The organism is Paenibacillus lautus NBRC 15380 (genome assembly GCF_004000945.1).
Taxonomy (GTDB): Bacteria; Bacillota; Bacilli; order Paenibacillales; family Paenibacillaceae; genus Paenibacillus_AQ; species Paenibacillus_AQ lautus.
Genome location: NZ_BIMF01000005.1, coordinates 41,551 through 57,942, shown reverse-complemented (window position 1 = coordinate 57,942; position 16,392 = coordinate 41,551). Strand labels below are relative to the sequence as shown.

14 protein-coding genes are annotated in these 16,392 nt (G+C 49.5%); 12 read left to right on the top strand and 2 right to left on the bottom strand.

Annotated elements, in window-relative coordinates:
- The first annotated feature begins 114 nt into the window (after window positions 1-114).
- The 6 genes from rhaA to PLA01S_RS11395 all read left to right on the top strand — a co-directional run bounded on the left by rhaA (window position 115) and on the right by PLA01S_RS11395 (window position 6,811).
- A complete protein-coding gene (gene rhaA / locus PLA01S_RS11420) occupies window positions 115-1,380 on the top strand; it encodes an L-rhamnose isomerase (protein WP_127592313.1) in 1,266 nt (421 codons plus the stop codon).
- Between the two features lie 71 nt (window positions 1,381-1,451).
- Window positions 1,452-2,921 (top strand): rhamnulokinase, encoded by a 1,470-nt coding sequence (locus tag PLA01S_RS11415; protein WP_127592311.1) that lies wholly within the window; start codon window positions 1,452-1,454, stop codon window positions 2,919-2,921.
- Window positions 2,922-2,951: 30 nt separating this feature from the next.
- On the top strand, window positions 2,952-3,728 hold the full coding sequence (locus tag PLA01S_RS11410) for a DeoR/GlpR family DNA-binding transcription regulator (protein WP_127592540.1): 777 nt from the start codon (window positions 2,952-2,954) through the stop codon (window positions 3,726-3,728).
- Between the two features lie 105 nt (window positions 3,729-3,833).
- Window positions 3,834-4,571: a (Fe-S)-binding protein gene (locus PLA01S_RS11405; RefSeq protein WP_127592539.1), complete on the top strand. Its 738-nt coding sequence runs from the start codon at window positions 3,834-3,836 to the stop codon at window positions 4,569-4,571.
- A complete protein-coding gene (locus PLA01S_RS11400) occupies window positions 4,558-6,078 on the top strand; it encodes a LutB/LldF family L-lactate oxidation iron-sulfur protein (RefSeq protein WP_100537872.1) in 1,521 nt (506 codons plus the stop codon). Before PLA01S_RS11405 ends, PLA01S_RS11400 begins: the two co-directional genes overlap by 14 nt.
- Window positions 6,071-6,811, top strand: coding sequence for a LutC/YkgG family protein (locus PLA01S_RS11395; protein ID WP_127592309.1), 741 nt, complete (start codon window positions 6,071-6,073; stop codon window positions 6,809-6,811). Before PLA01S_RS11400 ends, PLA01S_RS11395 begins: the two co-directional genes overlap by 8 nt.
- A gap of 174 nt (window positions 6,812-6,985) precedes the next feature.
- On the opposite strand, the gene PLA01S_RS11390 is transcribed toward PLA01S_RS11395, so the two are convergent.
- Entirely contained in the window at window positions 6,986-7,840 is an 855-nt protein-coding gene (locus tag PLA01S_RS11390) for an SDR family oxidoreductase (protein WP_127592307.1), read from the bottom strand.
- Window positions 7,841-8,857: 1,017 nt separating this feature from the next.
- Between PLA01S_RS11390 and PLA01S_RS11385 the strand changes: the two genes are divergently transcribed.
- The 4 genes from PLA01S_RS11385 to PLA01S_RS11370 all read left to right on the top strand — a co-directional run bounded on the left by PLA01S_RS11385 (window position 8,858) and on the right by PLA01S_RS11370 (window position 12,936).
- Window positions 8,858-9,265 (top strand): YmaF family protein, encoded by a 408-nt coding sequence (locus tag PLA01S_RS11385; protein WP_127592305.1) that lies wholly within the window; start codon window positions 8,858-8,860, stop codon window positions 9,263-9,265.
- A 109-nt stretch (window positions 9,266-9,374) separates the two neighbouring features.
- Window positions 9,375-9,473: a YjcZ family sporulation protein gene (locus tag PLA01S_RS11380; protein WP_100537869.1), complete on the top strand. Its 99-nt coding sequence runs from the start codon at window positions 9,375-9,377 to the stop codon at window positions 9,471-9,473.
- A gap of 845 nt (window positions 9,474-10,318) precedes the next feature.
- Window positions 10,319-11,827, top strand: a complete 1,509-nt coding sequence (locus PLA01S_RS11375) for a UDP-N-acetylmuramoyl-L-alanyl-D-glutamate--2,6-diaminopimelate ligase (protein ID WP_127592303.1) — start codon at window positions 10,319-10,321, stop codon at window positions 11,825-11,827.
- Between the two features lie 23 nt (window positions 11,828-11,850).
- Window positions 11,851-12,936, top strand: coding sequence for a PQQ-dependent sugar dehydrogenase (locus PLA01S_RS11370; protein WP_127592301.1), 1,086 nt, complete (start codon window positions 11,851-11,853; stop codon window positions 12,934-12,936).
- 104 nt (window positions 12,937-13,040) lie between these two features.
- Here PLA01S_RS11370 and PLA01S_RS11365 read toward each other — a convergent pair whose 3' ends face one another.
- The gene (locus PLA01S_RS11365) at window positions 13,041-13,688 is read right to left on the bottom strand and encodes a helix-turn-helix transcriptional regulator (RefSeq protein WP_100537866.1); all 648 of its coding nucleotides are present in this window, start codon (window positions 13,686-13,688) and stop codon (window positions 13,041-13,043) included.
- 289 nt (window positions 13,689-13,977) lie between these two features.
- On the opposite strand from PLA01S_RS11365, the gene PLA01S_RS11360 reads away from it, so the two are divergent.
- Together PLA01S_RS11360 and PLA01S_RS11355 are read left to right on the top strand one after the other, a co-directional pair.
- Complete coding sequence (locus PLA01S_RS11360) at window positions 13,978-14,214, top strand: ferredoxin family protein (protein WP_127592299.1); 237 nt, start codon at window positions 13,978-13,980, stop codon at window positions 14,212-14,214.
- Between the two features lie 1,004 nt (window positions 14,215-15,218).
- Window positions 15,219-16,379 carry an ROK family transcriptional regulator gene (locus PLA01S_RS11355; protein WP_127592297.1) on the top strand — a complete coding sequence of 387 codons (1,161 nt, stop codon included), beginning with the start codon at window positions 15,219-15,221 and terminating at the stop codon, window positions 16,377-16,379.
- Window positions 16,380-16,392: the final 13 nt, after the last annotated feature.

Here is a 16,392-nt window from a genome sequence, read left to right as displayed (position 1 = left end):
TCTTTATCGAATGAAGATGTGACGCATCTACCGCAAGAAATCAAGATTTCTTAATAAGATGGGGAGCTGGGTCTGATATGACCCGGCTGTCCTCATCATACGGGAGGATATGTGATGAGGCAGGATGTTGCAAGGAACTTTGAAGAGGCTAAAAAGCTCTATGGGCAGCATGGCATCAACGTAGACGAAATTTTGACGGAACTTGAACGCATCAAAATCTCGATACACTGCTGGCAAGGAGATGATGTCCGGGGATTCCTGTTCCGCGATCAGGAGCTGTCCGGGGGCATCTCGGTGACCGGGGAATATCCCGGGGCTGCAAGTACACCGGATCAGCTGCAGGCCGATCTGGAAAAAGCGATGTCGCTCATTCCGGGATCCCACAAGGTGAACCTCCATGCCATCTACGCGGATACCGACGAGTCCGTTGATTTGGATCAGCTGGAGCCGAGGCACTTCCAGTCTTGGGTGGATTGGGCCAAGGAGCAGGGAATCGGACTCGATTTTAATCCGACCTGCTTCTCTCACGACAAATCGAAGGACGGGTTTACGCTGAGTCATGCCGATCCGGCGATTCGTCAATTTTGGATTGAGCATTGCAAGGCCTCACGAAGAATCGGGGCTTACTTCGGGGAACAGCTGGGTCAGACCTGCGTGACGAATATCTGGGTTCCGGATGGTTACAAGGATATGCCGGTAGACCGAATGGCGCCGAGGCAGCGGCTGAAGGATTCGCTGGATGAGATTTTTGCTGAAGAAATCAATCCGGAATGGAATTTGGATGCTGTCGAGAGCAAGCTGTTCGGACTGGGATCCGAGGCTTATGTTGTGGGTTCGCACGAGTTCTATATGGGATACGGCATTCGCAACAACAAGCTGATCTGCCTGGATGCGGGTCACTTCCACCCAACCGAGAGCATTGCCGGCAAACTGTCGTCGCTCGCTCTTTTCACCGACGGACTTCTCCTTCATGTCAGCCGGCCGATGCGCTGGGACAGCGACCATGTTGTCATCATGGATGATGAACTGACCGAGATTGGACGCGAGCTGGTGCGCAATAACCTGCTGGATGTTACCCATATCGGACTGGACTTTTTTGATGCCAGCATTAACCGCATCGCGGCGTGGGTTATCGGTACCCGGAATACGATCAAGGCGCTGCTGCGTGCCAAGTTGGAACCGATCGATAGGCTGAAGCAGGCTGAGCTTGAAGGCGATTACACGACCCGCCTGGCATTAGTGGAAGAATTTAAATCCTATCCGTTCGGAGCGGTGTGGGATTATTACTGCGAACGCATGGGTGTACCTGTCCGAGAAGAGTGGCTGTCCGAAGTGAAACAGTATGAACAGAATGTATTGCTGAAGCGTTCGCAAGCATGAAGAGATACGGAACACCAATCGGGTTCGGGCCCGAATCGTTGATATTTCTCTGATAAGGAGGCTGGGGAGCGTTGAGCGTTCTTGCATTTGATTTGGGCGCGAGCAGTGGAAGGGCGATGCTGGGCCAATTGAACAGCCGCACCATCGACGTAACGGAAATTCACCGGTTCCCGAACGATCCGGTTCGAATCGGCGACCGCTTTCAATGGGATATATTACGGATCTACCATGAGATGAAGCAGGGCTTGCTCCGGTTGAAGGGACAACATACCCTGCCGTCGAGCATCGGCATTGATACCTGGGCTGTAGATTTCGGTCTTCTGGATCGGAGCGGGGAGCTGCTCATGAATCCGTATCATTATCGGGACATACGCACGGATGGCATGATGGAACAGGTCTTCCGGGAAGTGTCGCCTGCCGAGATCTTTGATCGGACGGGGATTCAGTTCCTCTCGTTCAACACGATCTATCAGCTGGCTTCATTGCAGCGGCAGAAGCCCTACCTGCTTCAAGAAGCCGAGCGTTTTCTTATGATTCCCGATTTGCTGCGATACTTCTTCACCGGCGAGAAGGCAAACGAATTTACGAACGCTACCACAACGCAGCTGTATAACCCGCTTTCGGCCAGCTGGGATGATCATCTCTTGAAATCATTAAATATCCCTCATAAACTGTTCCAACCCGTGGTTTCGCCTGGCACGCAAGCAGGCAGCTTAAGATCCTCCGTCACGGAGGAACTGGGGATCCCGCCGATTCCGCTCTATACGGTTGCAGAACATGATACGGCTTCCGCTGTTGTTGCGGTTCCGGCTCTGGAGCGGTTGTTTGCTTACTTAAGCTGCGGTACCTGGTCGCTGATGGGAACTGAAGTCGATCAGCCTGTCATTCATGAACGGGTCAGAGAGCTGAATTTCACGAATGAGGGAGGAGCATACGGCACGTACCGGCTGCTCAAGAATATCATGGGACTGTGGATTCTGCAGGAATGTCAGCGGACCTGGGGACGGGAAGGGTTATCGTACTCCTATCCCGAATTGGTTAACATGGCGGATGCGGCACCGGCCTTTGCTTGTTTCATTGATCCCGATGATCCCGTATTCCTCCCTGCGGGAGATATGCCGAAGCGGTTAATGGAATATGCGGCCCGCACGAACCAGAGTGTTCCGCAGGGTGTAGGCGCTCTTGTTCGGTGCATTATGGAGAGTCTGGCCATGCAATACCGTTATGTGCTCGAGTTGACCGAGGAATTGTCCGGGCGAAAATTTCAGGGCTTGCATATGGTAGGCGGTGGCATTCATAATGAAACATTATGCCAGTGGACTGCGAATGCAATAGGGAAGCCCGTATGGGCGGGACCTGCGGAGGGCAGTGCCATCGGCAATATGATCGTGCAGTGGATCGCTCAAGGCGAGCTATCCGATATATGGGAAGCACGTGCAGTCATTAGAGAGTCCTTCCCGGTCAAGACTTACGAGCCGAAGGATGCCTCCTTATGGGAGGAAGCTTACGGAGTGTTCAGACAGCGGACCGGGAAGCGATAGAATATAAGAACAGTAAGGATGGGCGGTATGATGCTGGTTGCAGAACGATATGAGAAAATAGTACAGTTGGTCAACGAAAGAGGGAGCATCCGAGTCTCCGAGCTGAGTCAGCTCTGCGGTGTAACGGAAGAAACGATCCGCCGCGATCTTGACAGGCTGGAGCAAGCAGGGCGCCTGCGCCGTTCCCATGGCGGAGCGGTTAGCGTGAAGGATCAACCGGAAATTCAGCGGTCGCAGCCGGAAATACCGTATGCTGAACGGGAAATCATGCATGCGCTGGAGAAGCAGCGGATCGCGGAGGAAGCGGTCAAGCGAATCCATCCGAATGATCGCATCTTGCTGGATGCAAGCTCAACGGCTTGGTATATGGCGAAAATCATACCGGATATTCCGATTACCGTGCTGACGAATTCGATTAAGGTAGCTGCTGAGCTGAGCACCAAGGAGAGGGTTCAGGTGATCTCCACAGGCGGTATTCTGGCTCATCGCTCCCTGTCCTTTGTCGGTCCGCTCGCGGAACGCTCGCTGGATGCTTACTACGTGGATGAAGCCTTTCTGTCATGCAAGGGTGTGCACATCGAGCGGGGGCTCAGCGAATCCAATGAGCTTCAAGCGAGAATCAAGCATAAAATGATCGGAATGACGGATGAGACCATTCTGCTCGCCGATGCCAGCAAATTCGGTACGCAGGCTTTTGCGCAGGTTGCCGATCTCTCCCAAGTGAATCTGATCATCACCGATCGGAGATTGACGGAAGAGGAAGCGACACCTTATCGAGCATTGGGCATCAAGATCGAATCTGTATAGAGCAAGCTACTATAACATATCAACATGGAATCCCCCCCGTTCGGGGGGTTCTTGCTAGAGGCCGATCCTTCGGTCCATATCCTGATGATTAGCGGGGTGAAGATGTTGAAGAGTTCATTATTTGTCACTTGTCTCAGCGATGCCTTGTTCCCGCGGGTGGCTGAATCGATGGCAAGATTGCTGGCAAGGTACGGGGTGCAGCTGGAATTCCCGGAAATCCAGACTTGCTGCGGCCAACCGGCCTACAACAGTGGTTATTGGGATGATGCTCGCATAAGTGCCAAGACGATTCTGGACGCTTTTGACGATAGCGACTTCGTTGTGTCCCCTTCCGGCTCGTGCACGTATATGATTCATCATTATCCGGATTTGTTCAAGGACGATCCTTTATACCTGGATAAAGCGAAAGCGCTTCAATCCAAATGCTATGAGTTTACGCAATTCCTTGTTGACGTGCTGGGGGTGACTGATGTAGGCGCCGTTTATCCGCAAAAGGTTACCTATCATCCATCCTGTCACGGAAGCCGTCTGCTCGGCGTTAAGGAGCAGCCGATGAAACTGCTCAGCCACGTTAAGGGCCTGGAGCTTGTTCCCTTGCCTTTTGCCGAGGATTGCTGCGGGTTCGGGGGAACGTTTGCCGTGAAAATGGCGGATATTTCAGGCGCGATGGTAACGGAGAAAAGCGATCATGTGCTGGAAACCGAGGCGTCCGTGCTGGTCGGACTTGATATGGCCTGCCTCTTAAACATTGCCGGCAATCTGCGTCACCGGGGCGAGAAGGTTCAGGTCAAACATTTAGCCGAGCTTCTGTATGAGGGGGTGAGCGTGCATGAGCACAGCTGAGACGAGAGCGCAGACGGTTAAGGAGCGTGCAGGTTATGCCCTTAATAATGATTTTCTGCGCAATGCGGTGAAGTTTACGACAGAGCGGCTGCGGCTCGGCAAAAAGCTTGCGTCGGAGGAGCATGGCAACTGGGATGCGTGGAGGGAACGGGGACGCCAAATTCGGCTCCATACCATTGCGCACTTGGATTACTATTTGAATGAGTTTGCCGAACAGGCCAGGGCGAACGGAGCCCATGTCCATTTTGCGGAGACGGCGGAAGAAGCGGTCGCGATCTCCCTGCAGATTGCGGAGCATAAGTCGGCCAAGTCCGTCGTGAAATCAAAATCGATGGTGTCCGAGGAGCTGCATCTGAACAAGGCGCTCGACTCGATCGGGGTAGAGGCCGTGGAAACGGATCTCGGCGAGTATATTATTCAGCTTGCGGATGAGACGCCTTCTCATATCATCATTCCCGCCATCCATAAGAACCGTTACCAGATCGCGGAGCTGTTATCAGCAGAGGCGGGTGAAACGCTGCCGCCCGATACGGCGATTATGGCGGGGTTCGTCCGCATGAAGCTGCGCGAGAAGTTTCTTGAAGCGGACATTGGGATGACGGGTTGTAATTTTGCGATCGCCGAAACGGGCTCGATGGTATTGTTCGAGAATGAAGGCAATGCCCGTATGGTGACAACCGTGCCGAAGACACAGATCACCCTGATGGGCATGGAGCGGATTATTCCGTCATGGGCGGATCTCGAAGTTATGGCTACCTTGCTGCCGCGGTCGGCAACCGGTCAGAAACTGACGGTATACATGTCCGGCATCAGCGGACCGAAGAGAGAGCTGGACGCCGATGGGCCGGACGAAATGCATATTATCATCATCGACAACGGACGCTCTCTCCAGCTCGGCGATCCCGAATTTCAGGAGCTGCTCAACTGCATACGCTGCGGCGCATGCCTGAATGCTTGTCCCGTATATCGCCATATTGGCGGGCACGCCTATGGAGGCACGTATAGCGGCCCAATCGGCGCCGTATTAACGCCGGCCTTAAACAAGAATGTCGCGGAATGGGACGATATCGCCAACGCATCCAGCCTGTGCGGTGCCTGTTATGAAGCATGCCCCGTGAAGATTCCGCTGCATGATATGCTGGTATCCCTGCGCCGCCGGAAGATTGAAGCCGGGCGCGGTGACAAGCTGGAAGCAATGGGAATGAAGGGCTTCTCGGCGATCATGGGGAATGCCAAGCGTTACCGCAGCGTGGTATCCCTCGGGAAGTGGGGCCAGAAATTGGTAGTGCGAGGCGGGGAGATCCGAACGCGGATCGGTCCTTTGAAGGGGTGGAATTCGTACAGGGTAACCCCGAGTCTTCCCAAGCAATCCTTCCGTGACCGATGGCCGGAGATGGAGCAGGATATTCGAAGCACCTCGGGGACAATGGACCCTGAAATTGCAAACCGATTGAAAGAGCGGCTTCAGCAGCAGAAGTCCGGGAAGGGGGAGAATGCCCATGACTGAAGAAACCAATCGCAGCTGGCTGAGCCGTCTTGAAGAACAGTCTCGCAAGAAGCAGGAGCAGTTCATGGATGGAATCGCCGCGAAGCTGGGGAGAGACCGGGTTCGCACCGCTCCGGAGCACCCTTTTCGCGGTGCCCCCGACTTCTGGAAAGAATTTGAGTGGCCGCTCGAGGAGAGGATTACGCAGTTTACCGCCAACTTTGAAGCGGCCGGGGGCCATGTTGTAAGGCTGAACCATCGCGAAGGGGTCAGCCGGTTTATTAGGGACAAAGCGATGGAGATGAGTGCGGCTACGATTCTTCGTCAGCAGGAGGATGCGCTGGACCGTCTGGGGCTGGAACAAAGCTTGCCGGATGCACTTGTTCTCTCCTGGAATGATGCAGCGGACACGGACTGGAGGGCTGTAGCTGCCAGAGCCGATTTTGGCATTGTCATGGCGGATTACGCAGCGGCTTACACCGGTTCGATTACGGTGAAATCGGCCCCGCATAAAGGCAGATCCGTCAGCCTGCTGCCCACCGTGTTGATGGCTATCATCCCAATAGAGCGAATGGTTACCCGGCTAGGCGAGATTCTGGTTCAGTTCGATCAAGCCGGACGCGAGCAGCTGCCGGCGGGAATCCATTTCATTTCAGGCCCGAGCCGCTCTGCCGATATTGAGAACGATCTGACGATTGGCGTTCACGGGCCAGGCATCGTGTACGCCTTGCTGGTAGACTCCTACGACGAATAACGTAACACCTGACGCAAGATAAGCCCCAAGCCAGGAGCAGTCCATGATGCTCACGGCTAGGGGCTTATTTAGATTATAGAATGTATAAGTTCTCAGCGAAGCTGTAAACTACGATCCACACCATTCTGTCTACTATGAAAGCACAGCGATAGATGGATGTTTTTACGTATGAGGTTATTTTCCTTTGCGCGTCAGCTCGGCCAGCCGATCCCACTGCTCATGGGTCACTTCCGCCAAGTCGTTGAACTGCCCCGCACCCCGCAGCCATTCGCCGCCGTCGATAGTGATCACATCGCCATTTATGTAACCGGCATAATCGGAAATGAGATATGCGGCGAGATTGGCTAGTTCCTCTGCATCCCCAACTCGCCTTAGGGGGATGCGGTCGATCATTTTTTGCTCCAGATCCGGCGTGGGCGATAATCTTGACCAGGCGCCTTCGGTCGGGAACGGACCCGGTGCGATCGCTACCTGACGGATGCCGTAAGGGGCCCATTCCACCGCGAGGGACCGAGTCAGCGCAAGCACGCCCGCTTTTGCGGCTGCAGAAGGGACCACGTAGCCAGAGCCTGTTGAGGCATATGTCGTGACGATGTTGAGCATCGTTCCGCTTTTGCCTTGCTCAATCCAGCGTTTGCCAACTTCAAGGGTTGCGTAGAAGGTGCCGTGCAGCACAATGTTCAGCACGGCATCTACAGCCCGAGGAGATAGACGTTCCGTGGGGCTGATAAAATTCCCGGCCGCATTGTTGACAAGCACATCAATGCCGCCGTAATGCAGCTCTGCCGCTTCGACAAGAGCCGTGATCTGCGCAGGGTCCCGAACATCGCAGCTCTTGTACCATACCTCGCAGCCCTGCTGTCTTAGTTCTGCAGCCGTTTGCTGCAGAACTTCCTCACGGCGTCCGCATATGGCGAGTTTGGCGCCAAGCTGGGCGAATTTCTCTCCCATGGCGCGCCCAAGCCCGGTGGCGCCTCCCGTAATCAGTACGACTTTATTTTGAAGCAAATCGTCAGTGAACGGTCCCATCGATGGTTCTCCTTTCAAGCAGAAATGAATGTAGCGGGGCGGATCCTCTGTCCGCGTTTTATATACGGCAGGCTGCATTAACCCCTCTTTAATTCCAGGATTGCAACCGCTTACTTCCAGCGTAACATGGCTAACGCTTCCAGTCATCATATTCTTTATGTTGGTAAGGAGTACGAGATCAAGAAAGAGCTGTATGAGCCAAGTTACCAGAACAGCAAGGTACACCCCCCCGGGGAGATAAAATACACCGACGGCTGCTTGTGAATAGTATTTAACGCCAGAGGAGGGAATCCCCCATTATAAAAGCCTCATTATCCAACGAGGGATATGGAGAATAACATCCAGAATCAGGGTGGCGTTACCAGATAAATTTTCCAACTTGGTTCGTCCGGGCCAGTTCATCTTTTTCATGATATATTCACCTCATTTATTAAATTATGGATATGCCGAGCCCTATATTAATGGCACCAACAAGCATTAGAAACAAATGATTTACCTCCCTACCCCATGTGTGTGACGATGCCCTGCAATACTGAAAATGAACCCATGATCAGACCGAGTATGATTGCAACTACAGCCCTAAATTTAATTTTCAATAAATCAATATCATCTTGCTCTACATCATCAGGGATTCCATTGAACATCCGTAACCAATCATTATCTGGATGATTGAAGACATACAGACCGAACAAAATGATCAGAACGTTGACCGATATGATCAGAACGTCGAGTATTAGTAAAAACATAAGATCAGCCCCTTGAGGTTAAATACGCAGGAGTCAAATGGAGGTTCCAGTATATGGTAGGTGAATGAGCATTCTTTCCAAGGAAGGGAGCAGCATAAGAAAAAACGTAAAGAATTGATGCATGCAAGCTAGCATATTGAAACTTGTCATCCCCATATACTTTGCTATCAAGCAAATATAAATGGTTGTCTTATTAAGTGTGCCGAAAGGTGGGATATGGTGTGGCATGAAGGCACGAAAGAAATCATGATATGAGGGAGGCATCTATTCGATGGAAATACAAATAACGGGGTTTGTTGTTCATTCCAATGACTCCGATTCGGGACACTCACATCAACTCTTTCTTACATCTTGGGATGGAAGACCGGTTAACGTTCATGTGCATCCCTTTGAAGGAGATACATCCTTTGATGTTGGACATTTTCATCATTACGTGGGTGTAACTGAACCAGCTCCAAGTGGTGTTCCACACGTCCATAATTATCATGCCCAAACATCATTTAATGACCAACACAAGCACATGATCAGAGGAACAACTGGCCCTGCCATTCCCTTGGCAGGTGGTGGGCACTATCATTATTTTGAAGGTTATACCACAGTAGATGGCAGGATTCCACATGCTCATCGATATAGTGGAAACACAGGTAACGAACAGGGCTATCCAGCTACTTCATATTGATGCATTTTTGTTATTATAAATTATGCCTCTGACTATTACCTCCTGCCTTTGCGATATCAGATTCCCTTTCATATGATGTATTATTCCAATTGGAAAGGGGTAATGATGAATGAGCGGCTATGAAGGTTCTGGGTATGGTAGTAGTCTTGGTGTTATTCTCGTTCTCTTTATTCTACTTGTAATAATACTCCGTACTTGGGGATTTTAAGTGAATACATTATAGAGGCTCTCACTTACGCGCATTGAATATATCAGGGTTAACATTTAAAGGCATCCAAAATAAATTTGGATGCCTTATTCACGAGCCCGGCTGCATGAATGGGTTTTTGTTATAACCAAGCTTTAGCGGCAACTCCACCCGGCGGAAGATTTTAAGGGAATTGGGCATATCATGTACTGAGAGCATGGAGGGATTCTTTACTGATCCTTTCATGACTTTATCTTCATTGATTATTAGTCCAATTCATTTTTATAGATTCTGCATATAATGAATTATCTTCTTCGAAAGGGGGAGTTTTTATGAAAAAACGTCATCATAAGGTTAAAGTGATTGTCCTCAAACCTGGGCAAAAGGTCATTGTAAAGTGTGAAAAGCACAAAAAGCATCGCGCCTAAAAATCGTTGAACAGGATTATACTAGTTTTGAGAAATACCAAAAGAGAGCAAACTAAGAAGTGAAATTCATTCTTGGTCAGGCGAAAAGCAGCTTCCTTATGGAGCTGCTTTTCTGTTGTTGTGGTACGGAATAAGAAGAACGAAGAACGTGTTCATCTTGGATTGTCATTTATCCGCTACCTTGGGCAGGACTTGACCAGTGGCAAATCCTCAAATAAAGTGACTGCAACTTTCGCAGAACGGATGGTGTCAGCAAAAGCGTGGTAGGGTGTTTAATCACCACGGAAAGTGCCTTTTTAAGTTTCAGAACGCGTTTGCTTGGTTAGGTTAATAAGAAATGCTGGTTAAAACGATACATAGTCGTAAATTCTACATCTTATATATCACACTGCCACTGACCATGGGATTTTGATTACATCACGAGATGAGGAACCTTACATGATTCTGAAATCACTGACGGAGCGGCTGATACTTAAGACGATAACGGGCAGTACTTCCATGGATATCACGAACCTGAATACAGATTCAAGAGAGATCCGGCCTGGCGGCCTGTTCGTCTGTGTTCCGGGCTTTCACGTGGACGGCCATGACTATGCCCGGCATGCGATACGCAACGGCGCTGTTGCCATCGTAGCTGAGCGGGAGCTGCCGGTGCTTCCAGGAAACGTAACGCGTATAACAGTACCGGATACCAGAAGAATTCTGCCGATTCTCGCAAACGCATTTTTTGAAGATCCCACACAGCGTTTGAAACTGATCGGAATTACCGGGACAAACGGCAAGACAACGACAACCCATATGGTAGAAAAGATACTGAACGACGCTCACCGCAAAACGGGCATTATTGGCACACTGTATATGAAGATCGGAGATCATATGGAGAAGACACTGAATACCACGCCGGATACGATCCAACTGCAGCGTTATTTTCACACGATGGTCACCCATGGCGGGGACTATGCCGTGTTGGAAGTGTCTTCGCACGGATTGGATATGGGGAGAGTGCGCGGATGTGATTTTCAAACCGTAGTCTTTACGAATTTATCGCATGATCATCTGGACTTTCATCAGAATATGGAGAGCTATCGCAATACGAAGGAGCTGTTGTTTGCCCAGCTGGGTAACAGTAACCGTGACATGCTGAAGAAGGCGGTCCTGAATGCGGATGATGAAGCATCGTCCTATTATGCAAAACGTACATCCGCACAGATCGTAACCTATAGCATTCATAACGAGGCAGATATTCGGGCAACGCACATTCAAAACATGCCGGAGGGCAGCACGTTTCATGTAGAAACGCCATGGGGACAGGGTGACTTCAGACTGAAGGTGCATGGTGTTCACAATGTATATAACGCACTTGCTGCCATGACCACTTGCCTGCTGGAAGGGATACCGCTTGAAGAAATTCGCAGAAGTCTTGAACAATTTGCAGGGGTTCATGGACGATTTCAAGAAATAGAGACAGGACGGAGATTTCGCGTGGTTGTGGATTATGCGCATAATCCGGATGGACTTAAGGCAACATTACAATCCGCCAAGGAAATCACTTCGGGCAAAATGATATGCGTGATGGGCTGCCGGGGCGAGAGGGATCGGTTGAAACGTCCGATCATGGCGGACATTGCCGCTTCGTATTCGGATTATGTGTTGTTCACGACGGACAATCCGTTCTCGGAGGATCCGGAGCAGATTATGGCAGAGATGCTGGGTGGCTTATCCTCGCATGATGCGGGGAAATGGGAGGTTATCCTGAACCGTAAAGAAGCCATTCAACGAGCAGTGGAATTGGCCGGTGACGAGGACAGGATCATTATTACCGGACGAGGACATGAGACCCGTTATGTAGCAGGCAGCCAGATCGAATCATTTAGCGATGAGGATATTGTGCTGCGTTCATTGCAGGACATGGAGCAAGGCATCCAGATGATGACACCGGAGCTATAAAATTACCCGGGAGGTGCTGGATTTTGAAACGAACGGTGTTTGGTGCTGCGTTAATCGCGGTTTTGCTGCTTCTTGCTGCTTGTACACAGTCTCCCCCTGCTGAGGAAGAGGGGAGGCAGGAAGAACATAGGGAGGAAAAAACCGATTCCTCCTATCAAGTGCTTGCAGAGCAGTTGAGGACACCTTGGTCTATCGATTTAGACGGCGATACGATTTATATCAGCGAGCGGGAAGGAAATATCATTCAGATCAAGGACGGCACCTTAACCAGACAGTCGGTACATACCGAGAAGCCGGTCGCCCATCAAGGAGAGGGTGGATTCTTAGGCTTTACGTTAGCCCCTGATTTTCAGGATTCCGGCAAGGCCTTTGCCTACCACACCTATGATCAGGATGGAAAGGTCATGAACCGGTTGGTCCTTCTGAAGCAGGAGGGGAATCATTGGACAGAGTCGCAAGTCTTCCTGGAGCGTATTCCTGGCTCCAATGTGCATAACGGAGGCAGAATTGCGATCGGACCTGACGAGATGCTATACGTAACAACAGGAGATTCGGGAGAAGGAGAGCTTGCGCAAAACCAGGAAAGTCTAGCAGGCAAAATATTGCGATTGACGCTGGATGGGAAGGTCCCGGCGGATAATCCGACCGCAGGCTCATATGTCTATACGTTAGGGCATCGGAATTCGCAGGGCTTGGCTTGGAATTCGGATGGTGAATTCTACAGTTCGGAGCATGGACCGTCCGGCACACCCGGTGGACATGATGAGATTAATGAGATAACGGCCGGCAGCAATTACGGCTGGCCCGAGATTATTGGGGATGAACAGCAAGAGGGCATGAATACTCCGCTCTACCACAGCAGCGAAACGGCTATTGCTCCTTCAGGCATCGCTTTTGATGAGGAGGATTACATGTACGTGGCGACCCTTCGCGGTCAGAAGCTGTACCGATTTCGGCCGGAGGATGCCTCGCTTGAGACGGTATTGGAGGGGGAGGGCAGATTAAGAGACGTCAAAGTCCATGACGGCAAAACCTATGTCATTACCAACAATACCGATGGCAGGGGTGTGCCCTCCGATCAGGATGATCGACTGCTGGTGCTGAAATAATTCAAAGAATTGTACATGTCTTGCGATTTAAGAGAATAGGATAGGACAAGTACAAAAAAGGCCCCTTCCTGTATGGAAGGAGCCTGAAGTGGCAATAACAGATATTATGTTTGCATGGCTTCGGTTTGTTTTCGAATACGGTACACGCATTTTTTGTCGCCCTTGGCAAGGCACTCGGTACGTTCCACATCCGCCTCCAGCAAGGATTGAAACAGGTCAAGCTCACAGCGGCATGCGTGTTGATACCGGTTGGCTACTTGGGATATGGGGCAGTTCAGTTCTTCGAGGAGGTATTCTTCTTCGGTGACTTTTTTGTAATCCACCATATATCCGTTGTCATTCTGAATCTGGGCAAGGGCTGCAACGCGATCTTCGAGAGCATCGGCTTTCACCGTAGGCGTATACTTGTTCAGCAATGTATCTTTGCGCTTGTCGAACAACCGTGAAATCATTTCATCACCGGCCTCGTCCTGCAGCTCGTTCAGCAGATCGAGTGCAAGCGCATGATAGTTCTTAGGGAAAAAATCCTCAGCTGATTCAGTAAGACTGTATAAGGAGACGGGTCTTCCCATCGGCTGCTTCACGGTTCGATAGGTGATGTAACCCTCACTCTTCAAGCTCTCCAGATGGCGCCGGACGGCCATGCCTGTTATGCCCAGCGCCTCGGTAATGGATTTCGTGCTGAGTTCACCATTTATTTTTAACATTTGCATGATATACTCGCGGGTACTGTATGCGACTTCTTGATCCACTATAATCACCGCCTTGTTTCTCGATGAATGCTTTCTTTTTCAACTAAAAAGGTTAAAAAGCAATATGTCTCATCTTATGTCTTTACCTTCTATAAGTCAACCGGAATAGCTGTTTTTGAGGCTGTTCTTACGCGGTTCATTGACAATTGGCATGATTAACCACATAATTATGATATATTTTAGTATAAAAAGTATAGAAAACCAAGGAATCTATGAAGATCGACTTTTTGCAATGATAGCCAGTCGAAAGTTTGAAAAAATTATTACAATCGGGAAGGTGGAATCACGAATGTATGTTATTGGCTCAGCTTGTATCGAAGAGAAAGCGGGAGAATGCGTTGACGTTTGCCCTGTGGATTGTATCGAAGAAGGAGATGACCAGTTTTACATCGATACCGATATTTGTATCTCCTGCGGGGCTTGCGAAGCAGCTTGTCCGGTGGCGGCCATTTTCTATTTTGAGGATCTGCCGGAAGACCAGAAGCATTATTTCGATAAAGCGGTTGAATATTACAAGCACAAGTAGGGCGCTCGGGCGCTCCGGTTTGAGTCTATCCGCTCTGTTGTCCGTCCGTTTCCGGAATTGGAATAGGTAGGGTAGAAACGGACTCCCAAAGGATCGGCTATCGTGCGCTCCGGTTTGAGTCTATCCGCTCTGTTGTCCGCCTGTTTCTCGAATGAAATAGGTAAGGTTGAAACGGACTTCCAAAGGATCGGCTATCCTCAAACCTCCGCTGGTGGGAAAAAGTTCAAAAGATAAAAGATTAACAGCTTAAGAGAAAAGAGAACAGAGTAACAATTAAAAGATTAAGTAATGATAAAAGACTAATGATTAAAAGAAATAGACATTTATTAAGAGATGAAAAAGAGAGTCGGCTATAATAAACATCCAATAGACTTAAAGGTCAAAGTATTCTAAAATTCAGGATCAAACATTTAATAGCCTGTAGGTTCAGTGCATGGTATCAAGAATCAGAACAATATGAATATAAAGTTTCTATATACATAAACCATCCGGGATTATTTGAGGGTCACCTCGAATTTATTTCTCGGGTGGTTTAATTCGTTGTGGGTAGATCGAGCAAGAAAGCACCTAAAGACCCGGGACAACACCGAAAAAATCATATGTTTCCTTTTTTTGAAGCCATTCGAGATGAAGAATGTTCCAATCATTCATTTCTCGGGTGGCTTTATTCATAGGGTGGAAAGACGTTGTTATCTACATTTTAGGAGATTCTGCGTCAAGTTGATGTCATGTTGTGCGTGAAGCACGGTCATTTGTATGTATACACGAGATTGGATTTCTTTCGCAAAATATTGAAACACTTACATTTCCAGAATCAAAAAAATAATAATTTAAATGTGTCATATATATTGACACATTTACAAAACACGTTTTATTATTAATATCACTGGAGAATAAAAATAATAAATTTGACAATAATCACGGTTTTTTGATGATTTCGGATCGTTTTATTTGGAAAAATGATCTAATTAATCTACTGGTGAAATTAAATAGGGGATGTCTTCATGAAAAAGCATGATCAAGACTTTATGAAGCGGCAGAACAGACTCACAGTATTCCAAATCATCAAGAACGAACAGCCGATTTCAAGAGCAGCCATTGCCAAACAGACGGGAATGAGTCCGACAACGGTCAGCCGGATCGTATCGGAGCTGACGGAAGAAGGATACGTTCACGAAACAGAAGAACAAGCCTCGGCCGGCCGCGGAAGAAAGTCTTCCTTAATAAGGCTGCTGGATACGGCGGTCATCTCGATCGGCGTCGAGCTGGATCGCCATCAAGCTAATATTGGATTTATCGATGTTCAGGGAAATGTATTGTGCAGCGGAAGTTTTCCGAGATCGTCGGAGGATACGGCAGAAGCCACGGTGGCCCGAATTGCAGACACCATTGAAGAACTCATCGCGGAATGCGATATCGATCGCAGACGGGTGGTGGGCATTGGCGTGGGACTGCCGGGCATCATCGATGTTGATGCCGGTGTGGTCAATTTCTCGGTACAGCTTGGTTGGAAGAATGTGAGGCTTGCCGAGAGGCTCAAGGAATTAACCGGGCTTCAAGCAGTCGTAGACAATGAGCTGAAGGTAAAAGCATTGGCGGAGCAGCTTAAAGGCTCGGCATACGGCTCCAACCGAACGGTTCTCCTTGGGTTCGGTAATGGCGTAGGCTCAGCGCTGATCCTGGAAGGGGAGATTTACCGCGGGGTGACCAATAGTGCGGGGGAAATCGGACACACGACCGTAGACCCTGAAGGCATGATGTGTGACTGCGGAAAAGCCGGTTGCCTTCAAACATATATCAATATACCCTCCTTGTTGTCGGAAGCCAGCAAGATTAAACCCGTTCGTACGATTGAGGAACTGTTCGCGGAAAGACGGGCTGGAACACGATGGGCGACCTATTTAATCGATAGGGCCCTTGCATATATGGCGATTACGATTAATAACGTCGTCAGTATGTACAATCCGGACAGCGTCATATTGAGCGGTGAGATTCTGGACAAGTTCCCTGAAGTATATGAAGAGATCACCGAGCTGTGCTACTCACAGTATATCTGGGAACCGCTTCAGGATTCCTTTACAATTGTCCGATCCGAGCTTCACGAGCATGGGGTCATCATAGGGTCGGGACTTGTCGCACAGGATCGTTATTTTCAATTGAATTAATTCATCTGGAGAT

Coding starts and splice junctions, on each gene's coding strand:
- PLA01S_RS11375 (WP_127592303.1), top strand. CDS start 10,319: ATGATTCTGAAATCACTGACGGAGCGGCTGATACTTAAGACGATAACG.
- PLA01S_RS11380 (WP_100537869.1), top strand. CDS start 9,375: ATGAGCGGCTATGAAGGTTCTGGGTATGGTAGTAGTCTTGGTGTTATT.
- rhaA (WP_127592313.1), top strand. CDS start 115: ATGAGGCAGGATGTTGCAAGGAACTTTGAAGAGGCTAAAAAGCTCTAT.
- PLA01S_RS11395 (WP_127592309.1), top strand. CDS start 6,071: ATGACTGAAGAAACCAATCGCAGCTGGCTGAGCCGTCTTGAAGAACAG.
- PLA01S_RS11390 (WP_127592307.1), bottom strand. CDS start 7,840: ATGGGACCGTTCACTGACGATTTGCTTCAAAATAAAGTCGTACTGATT.
- PLA01S_RS11385 (WP_127592305.1), top strand. CDS start 8,858: ATGGAAATACAAATAACGGGGTTTGTTGTTCATTCCAATGACTCCGAT.
- PLA01S_RS11410 (WP_127592540.1), top strand. CDS start 2,952: ATGCTGGTTGCAGAACGATATGAGAAAATAGTACAGTTGGTCAACGAA.
- PLA01S_RS11355 (WP_127592297.1), top strand. CDS start 15,219: ATGAAAAAGCATGATCAAGACTTTATGAAGCGGCAGAACAGACTCACA.
- PLA01S_RS11400 (WP_100537872.1), top strand. CDS start 4,558: ATGAGCACAGCTGAGACGAGAGCGCAGACGGTTAAGGAGCGTGCAGGT.
- PLA01S_RS11360 (WP_127592299.1), top strand. CDS start 13,978: ATGTATGTTATTGGCTCAGCTTGTATCGAAGAGAAAGCGGGAGAATGC.